The organism is Exiguobacterium sp. MH3 (assembly GCF_000496635.1).
GTDB classification, from domain to species: Bacteria; Bacillota; Bacilli; order Exiguobacteriales; family Exiguobacteriaceae; genus Exiguobacterium_A; species Exiguobacterium_A indicum.
Map to the genome: position 1 here is coordinate 38,060 of NC_022794.1, position 22,183 is coordinate 60,242.

13 protein-coding genes, 6 tRNA genes, 6 rRNA genes and 1 pseudogene are annotated in these 22,183 nt (G+C 50.8%); all 26 read left to right on the plus strand.

The window, feature by feature from the left end; translation table 11 throughout:
- Window positions 1-59 precede the first annotated feature (59 nt).
- Entirely contained in the window at window positions 60-1,004 is a 945-nt protein-coding gene (cysK, locus tag U719_RS00205; RefSeq protein WP_023466565.1) for a cysteine synthase A, read from the plus strand.
- 87 nt (window positions 1,005-1,091) lie between these two features.
- Window positions 1,092-2,477 (plus strand): anthranilate synthase component I family protein, encoded by a 1,386-nt coding sequence (locus tag U719_RS00210; RefSeq protein ID WP_023466566.1) that lies wholly within the window; start codon window positions 1,092-1,094, stop codon window positions 2,475-2,477.
- Complete coding sequence (locus U719_RS00215; RefSeq protein ID WP_023466567.1) at window positions 2,474-3,055, plus strand: aminodeoxychorismate/anthranilate synthase component II; 582 nt, start codon at window positions 2,474-2,476, stop codon at window positions 3,053-3,055. Before U719_RS00210 ends, U719_RS00215 begins: the two co-directional genes overlap by 4 nt.
- A complete protein-coding gene (locus tag U719_RS00220) occupies window positions 3,039-3,878 on the plus strand; it encodes an aminotransferase class IV (RefSeq protein ID WP_023466569.1) in 840 nt (279 codons plus the stop codon). Before U719_RS00215 ends, U719_RS00220 begins: the two co-directional genes overlap by 17 nt.
- Window positions 3,875-4,660, plus strand: a complete 786-nt coding sequence (gene folP, locus U719_RS00225) for a dihydropteroate synthase (RefSeq protein WP_023466570.1) — start codon at window positions 3,875-3,877, stop codon at window positions 4,658-4,660. Before U719_RS00220 ends, folP begins: the two co-directional genes overlap by 4 nt.
- A 2-nt stretch (window positions 4,661-4,662) precedes the next feature.
- Window positions 4,663-5,034, plus strand: coding sequence for a dihydroneopterin aldolase (gene folB, locus U719_RS00230; protein WP_023466572.1), 372 nt, complete (start codon window positions 4,663-4,665; stop codon window positions 5,032-5,034).
- Window positions 5,031-5,546 carry a 2-amino-4-hydroxy-6-hydroxymethyldihydropteridine diphosphokinase gene (gene folK / locus U719_RS00235; RefSeq protein ID WP_023466573.1) on the plus strand — a complete coding sequence of 172 codons (516 nt, stop codon included), beginning with the start codon at window positions 5,031-5,033 and terminating at the stop codon, window positions 5,544-5,546. Before folB ends, folK begins: the two co-directional genes overlap by 4 nt.
- Window positions 5,546-6,538: a tRNA dihydrouridine synthase DusB gene (gene dusB, locus U719_RS00240; RefSeq protein WP_023466575.1), complete on the plus strand. Its 993-nt coding sequence runs from the start codon at window positions 5,546-5,548 to the stop codon at window positions 6,536-6,538. Before folK ends, dusB begins: the two co-directional genes overlap by 1 nt.
- 161 nt (window positions 6,539-6,699) lie before the next feature.
- The gene (gene lysS / locus U719_RS00245) at window positions 6,700-8,181 is read left to right on the plus strand and encodes a lysine--tRNA ligase (protein ID WP_087682563.1); all 1,482 of its coding nucleotides are present in this window, start codon (window positions 6,700-6,702) and stop codon (window positions 8,179-8,181) included.
- A gap of 381 nt (window positions 8,182-8,562) precedes the next feature.
- Window positions 8,563-10,124, plus strand: a 16S ribosomal RNA gene (locus U719_RS00250).
- A gap of 165 nt (window positions 10,125-10,289) precedes the next feature.
- Window positions 10,290-13,203: ribosomal RNA gene (locus U719_RS00255) — 23S ribosomal RNA — on the plus strand.
- 102 nt (window positions 13,204-13,305) lie between these two features.
- A 5S ribosomal RNA gene (gene rrf / locus U719_RS00260) occupies window positions 13,306-13,421 on the plus strand.
- Window positions 13,422-13,430: 9 nt separating this feature from the next.
- Window positions 13,431-13,506 (plus strand) — tRNA-Val (locus tag U719_RS00265).
- Window positions 13,507-13,521: 15 nt separating this feature from the next.
- Window positions 13,522-13,597 (plus strand) — tRNA-Thr (locus U719_RS00270).
- A 62-nt stretch (window positions 13,598-13,659) separates the two neighbouring features.
- Window positions 13,660-13,746: transfer RNA gene (locus tag U719_RS00275), tRNA-Leu, on the plus strand.
- 40 nt (window positions 13,747-13,786) lie between these two features.
- A tRNA-Arg gene (locus U719_RS00280) sits at window positions 13,787-13,860 on the plus strand.
- Window positions 13,861-13,864: 4 nt separating this feature from the next.
- A tRNA-Pro gene (locus tag U719_RS00285) sits at window positions 13,865-13,941 on the plus strand.
- Window positions 13,942-13,963: 22 nt separating this feature from the next.
- Window positions 13,964-14,039 (plus strand) — tRNA-Ala (locus U719_RS00290).
- A 124-nt stretch (window positions 14,040-14,163) separates the two neighbouring features.
- Window positions 14,164-15,725: ribosomal RNA gene (locus tag U719_RS00295) — 16S ribosomal RNA — on the plus strand.
- A gap of 165 nt (window positions 15,726-15,890) precedes the next feature.
- Window positions 15,891-18,804, plus strand: a 23S ribosomal RNA gene (locus U719_RS00300).
- Between the two features lie 46 nt (window positions 18,805-18,850).
- Window positions 18,851-18,966 (plus strand): 5S ribosomal RNA (gene rrf / locus U719_RS00305).
- The 16S, 23S and 5S rRNA genes sit together here with 6 tRNA genes alongside, the layout of an rRNA operon.
- 131 nt (window positions 18,967-19,097) lie before the next feature.
- Window positions 19,098-19,553: a CtsR family transcriptional regulator gene (locus U719_RS00310; protein ID WP_023466578.1), complete on the plus strand. Its 456-nt coding sequence runs from the start codon at window positions 19,098-19,100 to the stop codon at window positions 19,551-19,553.
- Between the two features lie 25 nt (window positions 19,554-19,578).
- Entirely contained in the window at window positions 19,579-20,007 is a 429-nt protein-coding gene (locus tag U719_RS00315) for a hypothetical protein (protein ID WP_023466580.1), read from the plus strand.
- The gene (locus U719_RS00320) at window positions 20,000-21,028 is read left to right on the plus strand and encodes an ATP--guanido phosphotransferase (protein ID WP_023466582.1); all 1,029 of its coding nucleotides are present in this window, start codon (window positions 20,000-20,002) and stop codon (window positions 21,026-21,028) included. Before U719_RS00315 ends, U719_RS00320 begins: the two co-directional genes overlap by 8 nt.
- Window positions 21,019-21,597, plus strand: a pseudogene (locus U719_RS00325) (aminotransferase class V-fold PLP-dependent enzyme); the annotation flags it as partial. The gene U719_RS00320 and the pseudogene U719_RS00325, both read left to right, overlap by 10 nt.
- Before the next feature lie 106 nt (window positions 21,598-21,703).
- A complete protein-coding gene (locus U719_RS00330) occupies window positions 21,704-22,159 on the plus strand; it encodes a CtsR family transcriptional regulator (protein ID WP_023466578.1) in 456 nt (151 codons plus the stop codon).
- Window positions 22,160-22,183: the final 24 nt, after the last annotated feature.

The window sequence follows — 22,183 nt, forward strand, 5'->3', positions numbered from 1 at the left end:
ATAATTAGTTTATCGGATTACTTGGAATTCAAGCGGTTCACTAATGAGGAGGAATGGTCATGCGTATTGCGAATTCAGTATTAGATTTAGTCGGTCGCACCCCGATCGTCAAGTTACATCATCTAACGGGTCCTGAGGATGCAGATGTGTATCTGAAATTGGAGTACATGAACCCTGGATCAAGCGTAAAAGACCGGATCGCGTTATCTATGATTGAGGCCGCAGAAGAAGCGGGTCAACTCAAAGAAGGAGACACGATCATCGAGCCGACGAGTGGGAACACAGGAATCGGACTCGCGATGGTCGCTTCGGCGAAAGGGTACCGCGCCATCCTCGTCATGCCGGAAACGATGAGCATGGAGCGCCGGACGTTGCTTCGCGCCTATGGTGCGGAATTGATTCTGACTCCGGGTCCTGAAGGGATGAAGGGTGCGATCGCTCGCGCGACAGCGGAAGCAGAAGAACACGGTTACTTCATGCCGCAACAATTCAATAACGGTGCTAATCCAGTCGTCCATGAAAAAACGACAGGTCCTGAAATCGTCGAAGCGTTCGAAGGCATGCAACTCGATGCGTTCATCGCGGGAATTGGAACGGGCGGAACGATCACCGGTGCTGGTAAAGTGTTACGCGATGCTTTCCAAGGTATTGAAATCATTGCCGTCGAACCAACGGATTCACCGGTCTTATCAGGTGGTAAACCGGGACCACACAAACTGCAAGGAATCGGTGCTGGGTTCGTGCCGTCGATTCTCGATACAGAGATTTATGATGGTGTTGAGCAAATCACGACGGAAGAAGCATTCGATCACGCACGCCGAGCAGCGAAGACGAATGGTGTCTTAGGTGGTATCTCGTCAGGTGCTGCGATTGCAGCGGCGCTCAAGACAGCGAAACGTCTCGGTAAAGGGAAAAACGTTCTTGCGATCATTCCTTCGAATGGGGAGCGGTACTTAAGTACACCGCTGTATCAAATCGAGGAAGAAGCAGACCAATCGAAGTAATCAACTGGACGTACACGGAAGTCATTCGGCTTCCGTGTACTTTTTTGCGTATAATGAGAGCAGAATAGTGTGAAGTGGGGGACGCGTATGCGACAGACGAAATACAAAGCAGTACCATGGACGAAAGAACAATTTTACAATCGATATGTTGAACAGACGAATGGCACAACGGGACACGTCTGGCTCGAAAGCGGTCGAATCGGCCGATATACGATGGCGGCGACTCGTCCTGTCGGATACGTTCGGACAAAGGACGGAACGACGACGATTGAGACAGATGGAAAAGTCGAGACATCGACGGCGAATCCGTTTGATGTACTCGAACAGCTCCGCGTCGACCGTGAATCGATCCGACCGGATGGAATGCCACCGTTCTTTGGTGGGTTTGCCGGATACGTCAGTTATGATGCCGTCCGTTATTTAGAAAAGCTACCTGAACGAGCGATGGATGATTTGCAAACACCCGATCTATCATTTTACTGGTACGATGAAGTCGCCGTGTTTGATGAAGAAACGAAGCAATTGTTCATTGCCGTGACACGAGACACAGCAGAAGAAGCAGAGCGAGTTCTTGAAACGGAAGTCGCGCGTTGGTGCATCGAGACGGATGCACCTCAATTTACACCGACTGGTTTATCAGGTGAGCGAGAACGGGCTTTCGGGCAGGAAGCGTTCATGACAGCTGCACACCGGATTAAATCCTATATTGAGGACGGTGACGTTTTCCAAGTTAATTTGTCCGTCCGTCAACAGGAACCGCTTGGGACGACAGCGGAACATTTGTATGATGTATTACGACAAGTCAATCCTTCTCCATACATGGGTTACTTTGCGGATGAAGATTTAACACTCGTGTCCGCCTCACCCGAGTTGCTCGTCGAAAAAATCGGTGATGCGTTAGCGACACGTCCGATTGCCGGAACACGGCCGCGCGGGAAGGATGAAGCGGAGGATTTACGACTTGCGAAAACCTTACTCGATAATGAAAAAGAACGGGCAGAGCATGTGATGCTTGTTGATTTAGAGCGGAATGATTTAGGACGCGTCAGTCGTTATGGTACGGTTCATGTCGATGAGCTGATGGTGATCGAGAAATACTCGCACGTACAACACATCGTCTCAAACGTCAGAGGGGAAGTAGCTCCGGAACACTCTGGGAGTCAGGTGCTCGCTGCGATGTTCCCAGGTGGTACGATCACTGGCGCACCAAAAATCCGGACGATGGAAATCATTGAAGAACTGGAACCGGTCCGGCGCGGTATCTATACTGGGTCGCTTGGCTTCATCAGTTGGGCGGATGATGTCATTTTCAATATCTTGATCCGGACACTCGTCGCAAAAGACGGGATGGCATATGTTCAAGCAGGTGCTGGAGTCGTCACAGATTCGGACGCAGCACGTGAATACGAAGAGTCACTTAGTAAAGCCAAAGCGTTATGGGTGACAAAAGAAACAGCGGAGGGAACGCAATGATTGTATTGATTGATAACTATGATTCCTTTACGTACAACTTAGTCCAGTATTTCGGCGAACTTGGGCAAGACATCCGGGTATTTCGCAACGACGCGATCACCCTTGCGGAAATCGAAGCGTTGCAACCGGATCATCTGGTCATCTCACCGGGCCCCTGTACACCGAATGAAGCGGGGATCAGTCTAGAAGCGATTGCTTATTTTGCTGGGAAGGTGCCGATACTAGGGGTCTGCTTAGGTCATCAAGCGATTGGACAAGTATTCGGTGGTAAAGTCGTCCGCGCGAAGGAATTGATGCACGGAAAAGTCTCGCCACTGACGCATGACGGACAAGGCATCTTTGAACGAATCCCACAAGCGACGCCGGTGACACGTTATCACTCGCTCGTCGTTGAACGCGAGACATTCCCGGAAGTGCTCGAAGTGACGGCGGAATCCGGTGGGGAGATCATGGCACTCCGTCACCGGACGTTGCCGATTCTCGGTGTCCAGTTCCATCCGGAAGCGATTTTGACGCGAGACGGGAAGCAGATGTTAAAAAATTTCTTGGAGTTGACGCATTATGTATCTCTGGCATGACGGAACCATTAAACGAGAAGAAGAAGTACGCATCTCCCCGCTCGATCACGGATTCGTCTACGGGATGGGTGTATTCGAGACGTTTCGGACCTATAACGGACATCCGTTTTTGTTCGATGATCATATTGAACGCTTACGGATGAGTTGTGTCGCACTCGGAATCCAGCTAGCATATGATCGGGAAGCCTTACGGCAAGCGATCCAAGATTTATATGCGGCATATGGGGCGAACGATTTATACATTCGGTTGAACGTCTCTGCCGGTCCACGTGAGATCGGTTTATCAATCGATCCTTACGACACGCCGACCGTGTTGATCTATGCGAAACCAATCGCTCCGCGAAAACGGGCGGAACGTGCACTCGAGACGATTCGTTTACCGCGCAGTACACCGGAGACGACTTACCGCTTGAAGTCACATCATTACATGAACAATCTAGTGGCGAAACGCCAATTGTTCAATCCGGAAGCAGAAGGGTTGTTTTTGACGAAGGAAGGTCATGTCTGTGAGGGCATTACGTCAAACATCTTTTGGCGTTACGGAAGTACATGGTATACGTCACCGCTTGAAACCGGTGCACTGAACGGGATTACCCGTCAGTTCCTCATGCAATATGTACCGGTCGAAGAACGCTTGGCTTATTTACCGCAGCTCGAAGAAGCAGATGAGATCATCTATACGAATTCCGTTCAGGAAGCGGTCGCTATTTCGTCACTTGACGGACGCCCTTTCCCTGGAATCAACGGAACAGGATATGCACAAATCATGACGCTGTTCGATCAATCCGTCGAACAGGTGACGACAAGGAGAGAACAACGATGACTTACATCATGGGTATCTTGAACGTGACACCGGACTCCTTTTCGGACGGTGGACAATATGTCGATGTCGAGCAAGCGATGCGGCAAGCGCGTCAGCTCGTCGCGGATGGAGCAGATGCAATCGATGTCGGTGGAGAATCGACACGACCGGGTGCAGCATTCGTATCAGTCGAAGAAGAACTCACCCGTGTTTTACCGATCATCAAGCGCATCAAACGAGAGCTGAACGTCCTCGTATCGATCGATACGTACAAACCGGTCGTCGCAGAGGCTGCTATTGAAGCAGGAGCAGATATCATCAACGATGTTTGGGGCTCGAAGTGGGGCGATCGTTCGATGGTCAACGTTGCTGCGCAGTATAAAGTACCCATCATTTTGATGCATAACCGGGAGACGGCGCATGGGACAGATATGCTGGCAGAAGTCCGGGCTGACCTTGAGGAATCGATTCGGTTAGCAAAACAGGCAGGCGTAGCGGAAGAGCATATTTGGCTCGACCCTGGGATTGGATTCATGAAGACGCATGAAGAGAACTTGTACCTGATGCGTCATCTATCGATCGTAACGGACTTCGGGTATCCGGTTTTACTCGGAACGTCCCGTAAATCGATGATCGGACTTGCGCTCGGATTACCGACAGAAGAACGACTCGAAGGAACGATTGCGACGGTGTGTTACGGAATTCAACAAGGATGTGACTGGATGCGTGTGCATGACGTCAAAGAAGTCAAACGGGCAGCGCAGATGATGGACATCATGTTGGCTGCGACGAAGGGGGAATAACGGTGGATCGAATTCATGTAACAGGAATGCGTTTTTATGGGTACCACGGTGTATTCGCAGAAGAGACGAAACTCGGTCAACGCTTCAATGTCGACTTATCGATCGGACTTGCATTGGCAGAAGCCGGTCGGACGGATGATTTGACGAAAAGTGTCAATTACGCCGAATTGTATGAAGCGACGAAACGTGTCGTCGAAGGAGAACCGCTCCAACTCGTCGAAGCCTTGGCGGACCGTATTGCAAAAGCAGTATTTGCGTTAGACGAACGAATTCAAGAAGCGTCGATCAAGGTCATCAAACCGGATCCGCCGATTGCCGGTCATTATGAACATGTGGCGGTCGAGATCAATCGCCTTCGGGAGGACTATGCATGAAGGAAGCTTACATTGCACTCGGCTCGAACATCGGCGATAAAGCGGCTCACTTAAGAGCAGCGATTGCTCGCCTGAGAGCATTACCGTCCGTTCATGACGTAAAGACCTCTTCCATTTATGAGACGGTACCTGTCGGGTATCTCGAGCAGGATTTATTCTATAATATGGTCGTCGCGATTCAAACGACGGATGAGGCATCTGTCTTACTTGGGCGACTGCAGGAAATTGAACAGCTAGAAGGACGCGAGCGTTTGTTCAAAAATGGACCACGAACGCTTGACTTAGATATTTTGCTATATGAGGAAGAACGCATTGACCTCGAAGGATTAACCGTTCCGCATCCGCGGATGCAAGAGCGGGCATTCGTCCTCGCACCATTACGTGAACTCGCAGCAACATGCGTCATACCCGGTCTTGAGCAAAGTGTCGAGCAGTTGTATCAGCAGTTACCAGAGACAGAACGAAACGGTGTACGACGGTTAGGTGGGCTTTTAGAAGCGGAGGAACAATAATGGAATTTAACATTGGTGATGTCAAACTGAAGAATCAAGTCATCTTGGCACCGATGGCAGGCGTCTGTAATCCGGCGTTTCGGTTAATCGCAAAGGAGTTTGGTGCAGGACTCGTCTGTGCGGAGATGGTCAGCGATAAAGGGATCTTGTACGAAAACGAACGGACGCTTCAGATGCTGTACGTGGATGAGCGGGAAAAACCGCTCAGTCTTCAAATCTATGGCGGTTCAAAAGAGACACTCGTTCAAGCGGCACGATATGTCGAAGCGAACACGAATGCCGACATCATTGACATCAACATGGGCTGTCCCGTCCCGAAAGTCACGAAAAGCGATGCTGGAGCGAAATGGTTGCTTGATCCAGATAAGGTATATGAGATGGTTCATGCGGTGACGCAAGCGATCGATAAACCCGTTACTGTTAAGATGCGGACCGGCTGGGACAGCCATCACATCTATTGTGTCGATAATGTCAAAGCAGCAGAAGCGGGTGGGGCGAAAGCTGTAGCCATCCACGGGCGGACACGTTCGCAAAAGTATGAAGGGGTCGCAGACTGGAACATCATTGGCGAAGCGAAAAAAGCGGTCAACATCCCAATCATCGGAAATGGAGATGTTCAGACTCCGCAAGATGCAAAACGGATGATTGATGAGATCGGCGTCGACGGTGTCATGATCGGACGGGCCGCTCTCGGGAATCCATGGATGTTGTATCAGACGATCCAGTACCTCGAATCAGGAACGCTTCCAGCAGAACCGACGGCGCGTGAGAAGATTGATATTTGTCTCTTGCATGCCACACGACTAGTCGCGCTAAAGGGAGAAGAACTCGCCGTACGCGAAATGCGGACACATGTCGCCTGGTATTTGAAAGGAATGAAGGGGAACGGTCGCGTTCGCAATGCGTTATTCAATATCGACACACACGCAGGACTCGTCGAACTGTTACAGCAGTACTTGCAGACACTCGAAGAAGACGTAGCATATGCCTAACAGGTAAAGTATAGTCGGACAGCGTCGTTTTGTGGTACGCTAGTTGCATTGAAGATGAGCGTATCGGTTTTCTAAAGGGCTGTCGGTCATTCCGGCAGCTTTTTATTCGAGAGAATCGTCGTGAACCATTATTAAAAGGAGTGAAGAGAGTGAGTCAGGATATGGAAATGAACGATCAAATGCAGGTGCGTCTCGGTAAGATGAACGCCATGCGTGAACAAGGTCTCGATCCATTCGGCGCACGTTTTGAACGTTCGACGGATACCGCGAGCATTCGTGCATCGTTTGGTGAACATACAAAAGAAGAGTTGGCTGAACTGAAACCGGAAGTTGCCATCGCGGGTCGTGTCATGACGACACGTCGTAAAGGGAAGGTTGGCTTTACGAACGTTCAGGATGTACAAGGTCAAATTCAGTTGTATGTCCGTAAAGATGATGTCGGTGAAGAGGCGTATGAGATCTATAAGACATGTGACTTAGGTGACATCGTTGGGATCCAAGGATACGTGTTCAAAACGAATGTTGGTGAACTCTCTGTTCACGTCACAGCATTTACGTTATTAACAAAAGCATTACGTCCGCTTCCGGATAAATATCACGGATTAAAAGATATCGAGCAACGCTATCGTCAGCGTTACCTCGACCTCATTACGAACCAAGAATCACGTGAGACATTCATCGCGCGGAGTAAAGTCATTCGTGGAATTCGTCAATATCTCGATAACCTCGGATACTTGGAAGTCGAAACACCAATGTTGCATACGATTGCGGGTGGAGCATCGGCTCGTCCGTTCATCACGCATCATAATGCACTCGACATGACGCTTTACATGCGGATTGCGATCGAGCTCCATTTGAAACGTTTGATCGTCGGTGGACTTGAGAAAGTCTACGAAATCGGTCGTGTGTTCCGTAATGAAGGAATCTCAACACGCCATAACCCAGAGTTTACGATGATCGAACTCTATGAAGCGTATGCGGATTATAAAGACATCATGAACTTAACAGAGAACCTGATCGCTCACGTCGCACAAGAAGTACTCGGTACGACACAAGTCACTTACGGAGAAGACGTCATCGACCTATCTGTCGGTTGGAAACGAGCACACATGGTCGATCTTGTTAAAGAAGCGACAGGTGTCGACTTCTTTGAACAGATTTCAAACGAACGTGCTCTCGAACTAGCGCATGAACACGGTGTTGAAGTCCAGTCGCACATGACGACGGGACATATCTTGAATGAGTTCTTCGAACAAAAAGTAGAAGAGACACTCGTTCAACCAACATTCGTCTATGGTCATCCTGTTGAAGTATCGCCACTTGCGAAGAAAAATCCAGAGGATCCACGCTTTACGGATCGCTTTGAATTATTCATCGTCCGTCGTGAACATGCGAATGCCTTCACGGAATTGAACGATCCAATCGATCAACGTGAACGTTTCGAAGCACAACTCGTCGAAAAAGAAGCAGGAAACGACGAAGCACATGAAATGGATACAGACTTCATTGAAGCACTCGAGTACGGTATGCCGCCAACGGGTGGTCTTGGCATCGGGATCGATCGTCTCGTCATGTTGTTGACGAATGCGCCATCGATTCGTGATGTATTACTCTTCCCAACGATGCGTCACCAACAAAATTAATGAGTAGAGCTCCGTTTCTTCTATAGCTTATAGAAGGAACGGAGCGTTCTTTTTGAAGTCAATGTAGGGATAAACGAGTCAAAAAACGGGTAAATAAAAGTTTTTAAATATTTTTCTAATAAAATGCTTGTACGATTCGAAAAGCCATGGTATATTACTTCTTGTGCCGCGAATGGTCGTGACACACAAAAATAAATATCAAAAAAGTTGTTGACAATCGGGTTGATAACTTGTTAAGATATTAAAGTCGCTGAAAACGACACGACGAACTTTGAAAACTGAACGATGAGGCAAAAATCGTATTCTACGGAATACAAAAACGAATGAAGCGCAAGCTTCGTCAATCGTGACTTCGGTCACAACAACGAGCAAGTCAAACACTTCATGGAGAGTTTGATCCTGGCTCAGGACGAACGCTGGCGGCGTGCCTAATACATGCAAGTCGAGCGCAGGAAACTGACGGAACTCTTCGGAGGGAAGGCAGTGGAATGAGCGGCGGACGGGTGAGTAACACGTAAGGAACCTGCCTCAAGGATTGGGATAACTCCGAGAAATCGGAGCTAATACCGGATAGTTCAACGGACCGCATGGTCCGCTGATGAAAGGCGCTCCGGCGTCACCTTGAGATGGCCTTGCGGTGCATTAGCTAGTTGGTGGGGTAATGGCCCACCAAGGCGACGATGCATAGCCGACCTGAGAGGGTGATCGGCCACACTGGGACTGAGACACGGCCCAGACTCCTACGGGAGGCAGCAGTAGGGAATCTTCCACAATGGACGAAAGTCTGATGGAGCAACGCCGCGTGAGTGATGAAGGTTTTCGGATCGTAAAACTCTGTTGTAAGGGAAGAACACGTACGAGAGGAAATGCTCGTACCTTGACGGTACCTTACGAGAAAGCCACGGCTAACTACGTGCCAGCAGCCGCGGTAATACGTAGGTGGCAAGCGTTGTCCGGAATTATTGGGCGTAAAGCGCGCGCAGGCGGCCTTTTAAGTCTGATGTGAAAGCCCCCGGCTCAACCGGGGAGGGCCATTGGAAACTGGAAGGCTTGAGTACAGAAGAGAAGAGTGGAATTCCACGTGTAGCGGTGAAATGCGTAGAGATGTGGAGGAACACCAGTGGCGAAGGCGACTCTTTGGTCTGTAACTGACGCTGAGGCGCGAAAGCGTGGGGAGCAAACAGGATTAGATACCCTGGTAGTCCACGCCGTAAACGATGAGTGCTAGGTGTTGGGGGGTTTCCGCCCCTCAGTGCTGAAGCTAACGCATTAAGCACTCCGCCTGGGGAGTACGGCCGCAAGGCTGAAACTCAAAGGAATTGACGGGGACCCGCACAAGCGGTGGAGCATGTGGTTTAATTCGAAGCAACGCGAAGAACCTTACCAACTCTTGACATCCCATTGACCGCTTGAGAGATCAAGTTTTCCCTTCGGGGACAATGGTGACAGGTGGTGCATGGTTGTCGTCAGCTCGTGTCGTGAGATGTTGGGTTAAGTCCCGCAACGAGCGCAACCCCTATCCTTAGTTGCCAGCATTCAGTTGGGCACTCTAGGGAGACTGCCGGTGACAAACCGGAGGAAGGTGGGGATGACGTCAAATCATCATGCCCCTTATGAGTTGGGCTACACACGTGCTACAATGGACGGTACAAAGGGCAGCGAGACCGCGAGGTGGAGCCAATCCCATAAAGCCGTTCCCAGTTCGGATTGCAGGCTGCAACTCGCCTGCATGAAGTCGGAATCGCTAGTAATCGCAGGTCAGCATACTGCGGTGAATACGTTCCCGGGTCTTGTACACACCGCCCGTCACACCACGAGAGTTTGCAACACCCGAAGCCGGTGAGGTAACCGCAAGGAGCCAGCCGTCGAAGGTGGGGTAGATGATTGGGGTGAAGTCGTAACAAGGTAGCCGTATCGGAAGGTGCGGCTGGATCACCTCCTTTCTAAGGAAAACGTCCCTTACGGGACATGCCCATCGTTCAGTTTTGAGAGCTCGTCTCTCAGTCTCGAAAGAGACACTCGCACCTTGAAAACTGAAGACATCAACAAGACATCAAACTTTTAATTAACCATGTCATTAGACGTGTGTTCTTAGAATACCAACGCTAGATCAAGGTATGAAGGGCGTACGGTGGATGCCTTGGCACTAGGAGCCGATGAAGGACGCGACGAACAGCGATATGCTTCGGGGAGCAGTAAGTATGCTTTGATCCGAAGATTTCCGAATGGGGGAACCCACCATCCGTAATGGGATGGGACATGTTACATGAATACATAGTGTAGCGTGAGGCAGACCCGGGGAACTGAAACATCTAAGTACCCGGAGGAAGAGAAAGCAAATGCGATTCCCTGAGTAGCGGCGAGCGAAACGGGAACAGCCCAAACCGAAGAGCATGCTCTTCGGGGTTGTAGGACACTCTACACGGAGTCAAAAAGGAAGACAGTAGGTGAAGGACCTGGAAAGGTCGGCCGAAGAAGGTGACAGCCCTGTAGCTGAAACTGTTTTCCCTCCAGAGTGGATCCTGAGTACGGCGGGACACGTGAAACCCCGTCGGAATCCGGGAGGACCATCTCCCAAGGCTAAATACTCCCTAGTGACCGATAGTGAACCAGTACCGTGAGGGAAAGGTGAAAAGCACCCCGGAAGGGGAGTGAAATAGATCCTGAAACCGTATGCCTACAAGTAGTCAGAGCCCGTTAACGGGTGATGGCGTGCCTTTTGTAGAATGAACCGGCGAGTTACGATAACGCGCGAGGTTAAGCCGATGAGGCGGAGCCGTAGCGAAAGCGAGTCTGAACAGGGCGTTCAGTGCGTTGTCGTAGACCCGAAACCAGGTGATCTACCCATGTCCAGGATGAAGGTCAGGTAACACTGACTGGAGGTCCGAACCCACGCACGTTGAAAAGTGCGGGGATGAGGTGTGGGTAGCGGTGAAATGCCAATCGAACCTGGAGATAGCTGGTTCTCCCCGAAATAGCTTTAGGGCTAGCCTCGAGGTTGAGAGTTCTGGAGGTAGAGCACTGATTGGACTAGGGGCCCCCACAGGGTTACCGAATTCAGTTAAACTCCGAATGCCAGCAACTTATACTCGGGAGTCAGACTGCGAGTGATAAGATCCGTAGTCAAGAGGGAAACAGCCCAGACCGCCAGCTAAGGTCCCAAAGTGTATGTTAAGTGGAAAAGGATGTGGCGCTGCCTAGACAGCTAGGATGTTGGCTTAGAAGCAGCCACCATTCAAAGAGTGCGTAATAGCTCACTAGTCGAGTGGCGCCGCGCCGAAAATGTAACGGGGCTAAACATACCACCGAAGCTGCGGATTCCGTAAGGAATGGTAGGGGAGCGTTCCAAACCGCTGTGAAGCTGTACCGGAAGGAGCAGTGGAGCGTTTGGAAGTGAGAATGCCGGTGTGAGTAGCGAAAAGAGGGGTGAGAATCCCCTCCGTCGAAAGCCCAAGGTTTCCTGAGGAAGGCTCGTCCGCTCAGGGTTAGTCTGGACCTAAGCCGAGGCCGAAAGGCGTAGGCGATGGATAACAGGTTGATATTCCTGTACCGCCGATCCACCGTTTGAACAATGGGGGGACGCAGGAGGATAGTGACGCATGCGGATGGAAGTGCATGTGCAAGTTTCAAGACCGTCTGATTGGCAAATCCGTCAGGCATCAAAGTCAAGGAACGATGCGGAGTCCCGTAGGGACGTAGGTCACGATTTCACACTGCCAAGAAAAGCCTCTAGTGAGGGGGAAGGCGCCAGTACCGTAAACCGACACAGGTAGGCGAGATGAGAATTCTAAGACGCGCGGGATAACTCTCGTTAAGGAACTCGGCAAAATGGTCCCGTAACTTCGGGAGAAGGGACGCTCTACATGAGTAGAGCCGCAGTGAATAGGCCCAAACGACTGTTTAGCAAAAACACAGGTCTCTGCTAAATCGCAAGATGACGTATAGGGGCTGACGCCTGCCCGGTGCTGGAAGGTTAAGGGGATGGGTTAGCGCAAGCGAAGCTTTGAACCGAAGCCCCAGTAAACGGCGGCCGTAACTATAACGGTCCTAAGGTAGCGAAATTCCTTGTCGGGTAAGTTCCGACCCGCACGAAAGGCGTAACGATTTGGGCACTGTCTCAACGAGAGACCCGGTGAAATCATAGTACCTGTGAAGATGCAGGTTACCCGCGACAGGACGGAAAGACCCCATGGAGCTTTACTACAGCCTGATATTGAGGCTTTGTGCATGATGTACAGGATAGGCGGGAGACGTCGAGCCCGGAGCGCCAGCTTCGGAGGAGTCACCCTTGGGATACCGCCCTTCATGCATAGAGTCTCTAACTCGCAGCCGTGATCCGGCTGGAGGACCGTGTCAGGCGGGTAGTTTGACTGGGGCGGTCGCCTCCTAAACAGTAACGGAGGCGCCCAAAGGTTCCCTCAGAATGGTTGGAAATCATTCGTAGAGCGCAAAGGCAGAAGGGAGCTTGACTGCGAGACCTACAAGTCGAGCAGGGACGAAAGTCGGGCTTAGTGATCCGGTGGTTCCGCATGGAAGGGCCATCGCTCAACGGATAAAAGCTACCCTGGGGATAACAGGCTGATCTCCCCCAAGAGTCCACATCGACGGGGAGGTTTGGCACCTCGATGTCGGCTCATCGCATCCTGGGGCTGGAGTAGGTCCCAAGGGTTGGGCTGTTCGCCCATTAAAGCGGTACGCGAGCTGGGTTCAGAACGTCGTGAGACAGTTCGGTCCCTATCCGTCGTGGGCGCAGGAAATTTGAGGAGAGCTGTCCTTAGTACGAGAGGACCGGGATGGACGCACCGCTGGTGTACCAGTTGTTCCGCCAGGAGCATCGCTGGGTAGCTACGTGCGGACGGGATAAATGCTGAAAGCATCTAAGCATGAAGCCCCCTCCAAGATGAGATTTCCCTTTGAGTAATCAAGAAAGACCCCTCAGAGACGATGAGGTAGATAGGTCACGGGTGGAAGCATGGCGACATGTGGAGCTGAGTGATACTAATCGGTCGAGGCCTTGTTCTAGCAGATGCATTGTTGATGACTTCAGTTTTGAGGGCGCGAGCCTTTCAAAAAAACGAAAAAAAGTCTTGACGTTATGTGAACATAATGTTAAGATAATAAATGTCTGGTGGCGATAGCCAAGTGGTCACACCCGTTCCCATGCCGAACACGGAAGTTAAGCACTTGAACGCCGAAAGTAGTTGGGGGCTTCCCCCTGTGAGGATAGGACGCTGCCAGGCGATACATATGGAGGATTAGCTCAGCTGGGAGAGCACCTGCCTTACAAGCAGGGGGTCGGCGGTTCGATCCCGTCATCCTCCACCATTTTTTATTACACTTGCCGGTGTAGCTCAGCTGGTAGAGCAACTGACTTGTAATCAGTAGGTCGCGGGTTCGACTCCTGTTGCCGGCACCATTTTTATCTTCAATGATCACCAGAATTCAATTATGAATGAAGGTTCTACCTTTTATATCCCTGCCGGGGTGGCGGAACTGGTAGACGCACAGGACTTAAAATCCTGCGGGGGTTTCCCCGTGCCGGTTCGATTCCGGCCCTCGGTACCATTTTTCATTTTGGATGTTTACTGTTTGATCCTTATATTCCGCACCCTTAGCTCAGCTGGATAGAGTACTTGACTACGAATCAAGGGGTCGGGAGTTCGAATCTCTCAGGGTGCATTTTCGGGAAGTAGCTCAGCTTGGTAGAGCACTTGGTTTGGGACCAAGGGGTCGCAGGTTCGAATCCTGTCTTCCCGACCATCTTCAATTTCATCCCTTTAATGGGGCCTTAGCTCAGCTGGGAGAGCGCCTGCCTTGCACGCAGGAGGTCAGCGGTTCGATCCCGCTAGGCTCCACCATTTTTATGACGAACTTTGAAAACTGAACGATGAGGCAAAAATCGTATTCTACGGAATACAAAAACGAATGAAGCGCAAGCTTCGTCAATCGTGACTTTGGTCACACAACGAGCAAGTCAAACACTTCATGGAGAGTTTGATCCTGGCTCAGGACGAACGCTGGCGGCGTGCCTAATACATGCAAGTCGAGCGCAGGAAACTGACGGAACTCTTCGGAGGGAAGGCAGCGGAATGAGCGGCGGACGGGTGAGTAACACGTAAGGAACCTGCCTCAAGGATTGGGATAACTCCGAGAAATCGGAGCTAATACCGGATAGTTCATCGGACCGCATGGTCCGTTGATGAAAGGCGCTCCGGCGTCACCTTGAGATGGCCTTGCGGTGCATTAGCTAGTTGGTGGGGTAACGGCCCACCAAGGCGACGATGCATAGCCGACCTGAGAGGGTGATCGGCCACACTGGGACTGAGACACGGCCCAGACTCCTACGGGAGGCAGCAGTAGGGAATCTTCCACAATGGACGAAAGTCTGATGGAGCAACGCCGCGTGAGTGATGAAGGTTTTCGGATCGTAAAACTCTGTTGTAAGGGAAGAACACGTACGAGAGGAAATGCTCGTACCTTGACGGTACCTTACGAGAAAGCCACGGCTAACTACGTGCCAGCAGCCGCGGTAATACGTAGGTGGCAAGCGTTGTCCGGAATTATTGGGCGTAAAGCGCGCGCAGGCGGCCTTTTAAGTCTGATGTGAAAGCCCCCGGCTCAACCGGGGAGGGCCATTGGAAACTGGAAGGCTTGAGTACAGAAGAGAAGAGTGGAATTCCACGTGTAGCGGTGAAATGCGTAGAGATGTGGAGGAACACCAGTGGCGAAGGCGACTCTTTGGTCTGTAACTGACGCTGAGGCGCGAAAGCGTGGGGAGCAAACAGGATTAGATACCCTGGTAGTCCACGCCGTAAACGATGAGTGCTAGGTGTTGGGGGGTTTCCGCCCCTCAGTGCTGAAGCTAACGCATTAAGCACTCCGCCTGGGGAGTACGGCCGCAAGGCTGAAACTCAAAGGAATTGACGGGGACCCGCACAAGCGGTGGAGCATGTGGTTTAATTCGAAGCAACGCGAAGAACCTTACCAACTCTTGACATCCCATTGACCGCTTGAGAGATCAAGTTTTCCCTTCGGGGACAATGGTGACAGGTGGTGCATGGTTGTCGTCAGCTCGTGTCGTGAGATGTTGGGTTAAGTCCCGCAACGAGCGCAACCCCTATCCTTAGTTGCCAGCATTCAGTTGGGCACTCTAGGGAGACTGCCGGTGACAAACCGGAGGAAGGTGGGGATGACGTCAAATCATCATGCCCCTTATGAGTTGGGCTACACACGTGCTACAATGGACGGTACAAAGGGCAGCGAGACCGCGAGGTGGAGCCAATCCCATAAAGCCGTTCCCAGTTCGGATTGCAGGCTGCAACTCGCCTGCATGAAGTCGGAATCGCTAGTAATCGCAGGTCAGCATACTGCGGTGAATACGTTCCCGGGTCTTGTACACACCGCCCGTCACACCACGAGAGTTTGCAACACCCGAAGCCGGTGAGGTAACCGCAAGGAGCCAGCCGTCGAAGGTGGGGTAGATGATTGGGGTGAAGTCGTAACAAGGTAGCCGTATCGGAAGGTGCGGCTGGATCACCTCCTTTCTAAGGAAAACGTCCCTTACGGGACATGCCCATCGTTCAGTTTTGAGAGCTCGTCTCTCAGTCTCGAAAGAGACACTCGCACCTTGAAAACTGAAGACATCAACAAGACATCAAACTTTTAATTAACCATGTCATTAGACGTGTGTTCTTAGAATACCAACGCTAGATCAAGGTATGAAGGGCGTACGGTGGATGCCTTGGCACTAGGAGCCGATGAAGGACGCGACGAACAGCGATATGCTTCGGGGAGCAGTAAGTATGCTTTGATCCGAAGATTTCCGAATGGGGGAACCCACCATCTGTAATGGGATGGGACATGTTACATGAATACATAGTGTAGCGTGAGGCAGACCCGGGGAACTGAAACATCTAAGTACCCGGAGGAAGAGAAAGCAAATGCGATTCCCTGAGTAGCGGCGAGCGAAACGGGAACAGCCCAAACCGAAGAGCATGCTCTTCGGGGTTGTAGGACACTCTACACGGAGTCAAAAAGGAAGACAGTAGGTGAAGGACCTGGAAAGGTCGGCCGAAGAAGGTGACAGCCCTGTAGCTGAAACTGTTTTCCCTCCAGAGTGGATCCTGAGTACGGCGGGACACGTGAAACCCCGTCGGAATCCGGGAGGACCATCTCCCAAGGCTAAATACTCCCTAGTGACCGATAGTGAACCAGTACCGTGAGGGAAAGGTGAAAAGCACCCCGGAAGGGGAGTGAAATAGATCCTGAAACCGTATGCCTACAAGTAGTCAGAGCCCGTTAACGGGTGATGGCGTGCCTTTTGTAGAATGAACCGGCGAGTTACGATAACGCGCGAGGTTAAGCCGATGAGGCGGAGCCGTAGCGAAAGCGAGTCTGAACAGGGCGTTCAGTGCGTTGTCGTAGACCCGAAACCAGGTGATCTACCCATGTCCAGGATGAAGGTCAGGTAACACTGACTGGAGGTCCGAACCCACGCACGTTGAAAAGTGCGGGGATGAGGTGTGGGTAGCGGTGAAATGCCAATCGAACCTGGAGATAGCTGGTTCTCCCCGAAATAGCTTTAGGGCTAGCCTCGAGGTTGAGAGTTCTGGAGGTAGAGCACTGATTGGACTAGGGGCCCCCACAGGGTTACCGAATTCAGTTAAACTCCGAATGCCAGCAACTTATACTCGGGAGTCAGACTGCGAGTGATAAGATCCGTAGTCAAGAGGGAAACAGCCCAGACCGCCAGCTAAGGTCCCAAAGTGTATGTTAAGTGGAAAAGGATGTGGCGCTGCCTAGACAGCTAGGATGTTGGCTTAGAAGCAGCCACCATTCAAAGAGTGCGTAATAGCTCACTAGTCGAGTGGCGCCGCGCCGAAAATGTAACGGGGCTAAACATACCACCGAAGCTGCGGATTCCGTAAGGAATGGTAGGGGAGCGTTCCAAACCGCTGTGAAGCTGTACCGGAAGGAGCAGTGGAGCGTTTGGAAGTGAGAATGCCGGTGTGAGTAGCGAAAAGAGGGGTGAGAATCCCCTCCGTCGAAAGCCCAAGGTTTCCTGAGGAAGGCTCGTCCGCTCAGGGTTAGTCTGGACCTAAGCCGAGGCCGAAAGGCGTAGGCGATGGATAACAGGTTGATATTCCTGTACCGCCGATCCACCGTTTGAACAATGGGGGGACGCAGGAGGATAGTGACGCATGCGGATGGAAGTGCATGTGCAAGTTTCAAGACCGTCTGATTGGCAAATCCGTCAGGCATCAAAGTCAAGGAACGATGCGGAGTCCCGTAGGGACGTAGGTCACGATTTCACACTGCCAAGAAAAGCCTCTAGTGAGGGGGAAGGCGCCAGTACCGTAAACCGACACAGGTAGGCGAGATGAGAATTCTAAGACGCGCGGGATAACTCTCGTTAAGGAACTCGGCAAAATGGTCCCGTAACTTCGGGAGAAGGGACGCTCTACATGAGTAGAGCCGCAGTGAATAGGCCCAAACGACTGTTTAGCAAAAACACAGGTCTCTGCTAAATCGCAAGATGACGTATAGGGGCTGACGCCTGCCCGGTGCTGGAAGGTTAAGGGGATGGGTTAGCGCAAGCGAAGCTTTGAACCGAAGCCCCAGTAAACGGCGGCCGTAACTATAACGGTCCTAAGGTAGCGAAATTCCTTGTCGGGTAAGTTCCGACCCGCACGAAAGGCGTAACGATTTGGGCACTGTCTCAACGAGAGACCCGGTGAAATCATAGTACCTGTGAAGATGCAGGTTACCCGCGACAGGACGGAAAGACCCCATGGAGCTTTACTACAGCCTGATATTGAGGCTTTGTGCATGATGTACAGGATAGGCGGGAGACGTCGAGCCCGGAGCGCCAGCTTCGGAGGAGTCACCCTTGGGATACCGCCCTTCATGCATAGAGTCTCTAACTCGCAGCCGTCATCCGGCTGGAGGACCGTGTCAGGCGGGTAGTTTGACTGGGGCGGTCGCCTCCTAAACAGTAACGGAGGCGCCCAAAGGTTCCCTCAGAATGGTTGGAAATCATTCGTAGAGCGCAAAGGCAGAAGGGAGCTTGACTGCGAGACCTACAAGTCGAGCAGGGACGAAAGTCGGGCTTAGTGATCCGGTGGTTCCGCATGGAAGGGCCATCGCTCAACGGATAAAAGCTACCCTGGGGATAACAGGCTGATCTCCCCCAAGAGTCCACATCGACGGGGAGGTTTGGCACCTCGATGTCGGCTCATCGCATCCTGGGGCTGGAGTAGGTCCCAAGGGTTGGGCTGTTCGCCCATTAAAGCGGTACGCGAGCTGGGTTCAGAACGTCGTGAGACAGTTCGGTCCCTATCCGTCGTGGGCGCAGGAAATTTGAGGAGAGCTGTCCTTAGTACGAGAGGACCGGGATGGACGCACCGCTGGTGTACCAGTTGTTCCGCCAGGAGCATCGCTGGGTAGCTACGTGCGGACGGGATAAATGCTGAAAGCATCTAAGCATGAAGCCCCCTCCAAGATGAGATTTCCCTTTGAGTAATCAAGAAAGACCCCTCAGAGACGATGAGGTAGATAGGTCACGGGTGGAAGCATGGTGACATGTGGAGCTGAGTGATACTAATCGGTCGAGGCCTTGTTCTAGCAGATGCTTGTTGATGACTTCAGTTTTGAGGGCGCGAGCCCTTCGTCTGGTGACGATAGCCAAGTGGTCACACCCGTTCCCATGCCGAACACGGAAGTTAAGCACTTGAACGCCGAAAGTAGTTGGGGGCTTCCCCCTGTGAGGATAGGACGTTGCCAGGCACTTGACCGATCTGCAGATTGCAGGTCGGTCTTTTTGTGTTTTCTAAAAAGTCTTATCAGTTGCATTTCTTTTTTTAGATGATTACTATTAAATCAAACAATAGTCAAAGATGGTCAGAGAGGTGGTGCCAATGCAAAACATCACAGATATCATCGAAGCCTATTTAAAGCAAATTTTACACGACGAAAAGACGATTGAAATCAAACGTCAAGAAATTGCACAACGTTTTGACTGTGTTCCATCACAAATCAACTACGTCATTAATACTCGTTTTACGGTCGAAAAGGGTTATTTCGTTGAAAGTAAACGGGGTGGCGGCGGATACATTCGGATTCAAAAAATCGTTGTGCTCGATAGTCACGATCTATTAGACGAAGTCAGTTCATGGATCGGTGATCATTTGACGGAACAAGCTGCAGAAGATTATTTGATTCGTTTGATGAACGAACAATTACTGACGCGGCGGGAAGCTATTTTGATTCAATCGCTGTTGCAAAAAGAGAGTTTGCCAATGGCGGTCGAAGATCAACACCGGATGCGTGCCCACTTGATGCGGACGCTTCTTCAAACCATGAAGCGACTCTAGTCGTCGGACATTGGAGGAATGCACGATGCGTTGTCAACGATGTGGCGAACGAGAAGCAATCGTCCGTGTCAAACTTCCACAAGAATCGGAAACCGATGAAAAATTCTTATGCTCGGTTTGTGTGCGGGAGTTAGCACGTGAATATCAAGGGACGGCGTGTCCGTCTTGCGGTATGACCCGTCAACAATTGCTTCATCTTCGTAAAGTCGGTTGCCCGACTTGTTATTCATTTTTTAAAGACGAAGTCGACGGTATGGTTCGTCAGTTCCAACACGGTCATACGCAACATTATGGCTCACGACCTGATGAGGAATCCGTTGAAAAACGATTGAACCAGCAGCTCAGTCGACTCAAAGAACAGCTCAACCGCAAAATCTTAGCAGAAGATTATGAAGAAGCAGAAGTCATAAAACAACAGATTGAGAGTGTCGAGGAGGATTTGCGTCATGTTTGAAGAGTTGCTCCAACACCCTTTAAGCGAATCGATGAATCAATCTTCTCCTTTTGACGACATCGTCGTTTCGACACGGATCCGATTGGCGCGTAATACGACACGTTACCCGTTCTCAACGATGTTGTCAGAAGCACAAGCCAATGCACTCATTGAAGAGACAGAACGCCAACTAAACGGGATGAAAGGGTTCCGGTTTGGTCGCGTCGATCAAGCAGATGTCCTGACGCGAACCGCTTTAGTAGAAAAGCATCTAATCAGTCCAGCGTTAGCGAGTCATCCGCGGACAGGACTCTTCATTAGTGAGGATGAGCAGATCAGTGTCATGGTAAACGAAGAGGATCATTTCCGAATCCAGACGTTATTACCGGGACTTCAACTTGAAGAAGCGTTTCGGATCGCAAAACAAGTCGATCGCTTGATCAGTGAACGATTTAAAATTGCTTTTGATGACACGCTCGGTTATTTAACGACGTGTCCGAGTAACGTCGGAACAGGTCTTCGTGCTTCCGTGATGTTGCACTTACCGGGACTGGTCCTGACGAATCAGATTCAAGGCTATATCAAACACTTACGACAGCTCGGATTCGCGATTCGTGGGCGTTACGGCGAGGGAAGCGATGCCTCTGGTCGCATGTTCCAACTTTCGAACCAACGGACGCTTGGGGCAAGTGAGGATATGCTGATCACGGACTATCAATTTGCCGTCGAAGCATTAATTGAAGCAGAACAGGCAGCACGAAAAGGATTATTGGAGATGTATCAAGAAGAACTAGAGGACAGACTATATCGTTCCTACGGTATCCTGACATCAGCTCGACTGATTACAGCGCGGGAAGCAACGGAACGACTATCGGATGTTCGCTTAGCAGACAGTCTGGGACTAGAGGTCAATCTTCCTCCAAATCTTTTTCATCAACTGCTCGTTTCATTACAAACAGGTTTTCTACAAAAGCATTTCGGGAAACAATTAACATCTAGAGAACGGGACATCGAACGGGCGAAACGACTTGTGGAAGTTTGACACGGACGAGCATCGAACGATTGATTGCGGATCTCGAGGGCGGCGCACGTGGTTTTGCGTTCGGTTCTGGGATGGCAGCGATCCATGCCGTCTTCCACTTGCTTGAGTCTGGCGACCACATCGTCATGACGGATGACGTCTACGGTGGTACGTTCCGCTTGATGCAACGCGTCTTACCGAAGTTCAACATCCAAGTGACATTCGTCGATACGACGGATCTTGCGGCAACGGAAGCAGCGATCCAAGACAACACGAAGATAGTCTACGTCGAAACACCGACGAACCCGTTGTTGAAAGTTACGGACATTGAAGCAATCGCAACAATCGCCAAACGTCACGATCTTAAACTCGTCGTCGACAACACGTTCGCGACACCATACCATCAACAACCACTCGCACTTGGTGCAGACATCGTCTTGCACAGTGCGACGAAATACATTGGCGGACATTCGGACGTCGTCGCTGGACTTGTCGTCGTCAAAGATGATGCGCTCGGCGAAGAGCTGCACTTCATTCAAAACTCGACAGGCGGCGTGCTTGGACCGCAAGACAGCTTCTTGCTCGTCCGTGTCAAACTTCCACAAGTTCTAAAAAGTCTTATCAGTTGCATTTCTTTTTTTAGATGATTACTATTAAATCAAACAATAGTCAAAGATGGTCAGAGAGGTGGTGCCAATGCAAAACATCACAGATATCATCGAAGCCTATTTAAAGCAAATTTTACACGACGAAAAGACGATTGAAATCAAACGTCAAGAAATTGCACAACGTTTTGACTGTGTTCCATCACAAATCAACTACGTCATTAATACTCGTTTTACGGTCGAAAAGGGTTATTTCGTTGAAAGTAAACGGGGTGGCGGCGGATACATTCGGATTCAAAAAATCGTTGTGCTCGATAGTCACGATCTATTAGACGAAGTCAGTTCATGGATCGGTGATCATTTGACGGAACAAGCTGCAGAAGATTATTTGATTCGTTTGATGAACGAACAATTACTGACGCGGCGGGAAGCTATTTTGATTCAATCGCTGTTGCAAAAAGAGAGTTTGCCAATGGCGGTCGAAGATCAACACCGGATGCGTGCCCACTTGATGCGGACGCTTCTTCAAACCATGAAGCGACTCTAGTCGTCGGACATTGGAGGAATGCAC

Coding starts and splice junctions, on each gene's coding strand:
- folK (WP_023466573.1), top strand. CDS start 5,031: ATGAAGGAAGCTTACATTGCACTCGGCTCGAACATCGGCGATAAAGCG.
- dusB (WP_023466575.1), top strand. CDS start 5,546: ATGGAATTTAACATTGGTGATGTCAAACTGAAGAATCAAGTCATCTTG.
- lysS (WP_087682563.1), top strand. CDS start 6,700: ATGGAAATGAACGATCAAATGCAGGTGCGTCTCGGTAAGATGAACGCC.
- U719_RS00320 (WP_023466582.1), top strand. CDS start 20,000: ATGTTTGAAGAGTTGCTCCAACACCCTTTAAGCGAATCGATGAATCAA.
- U719_RS00215 (WP_023466567.1), top strand. CDS start 2,474: ATGATTGTATTGATTGATAACTATGATTCCTTTACGTACAACTTAGTC.
- U719_RS00210 (WP_023466566.1), top strand. CDS start 1,092: ATGCGACAGACGAAATACAAAGCAGTACCATGGACGAAAGAACAATTT.
- U719_RS00220 (WP_023466569.1), top strand. CDS start 3,039: ATGTATCTCTGGCATGACGGAACCATTAAACGAGAAGAAGAAGTACGC.
- cysK (WP_023466565.1), top strand. CDS start 60: ATGCGTATTGCGAATTCAGTATTAGATTTAGTCGGTCGCACCCCGATC.
- folP (WP_023466570.1), top strand. CDS start 3,875: ATGACTTACATCATGGGTATCTTGAACGTGACACCGGACTCCTTTTCG.
- U719_RS00330 (WP_023466578.1), top strand. CDS start 21,704: ATGCAAAACATCACAGATATCATCGAAGCCTATTTAAAGCAAATTTTA.
- U719_RS00315 (WP_023466580.1), top strand. CDS start 19,579: ATGCGTTGTCAACGATGTGGCGAACGAGAAGCAATCGTCCGTGTCAAA.
- U719_RS00310 (WP_023466578.1), top strand. CDS start 19,098: ATGCAAAACATCACAGATATCATCGAAGCCTATTTAAAGCAAATTTTA.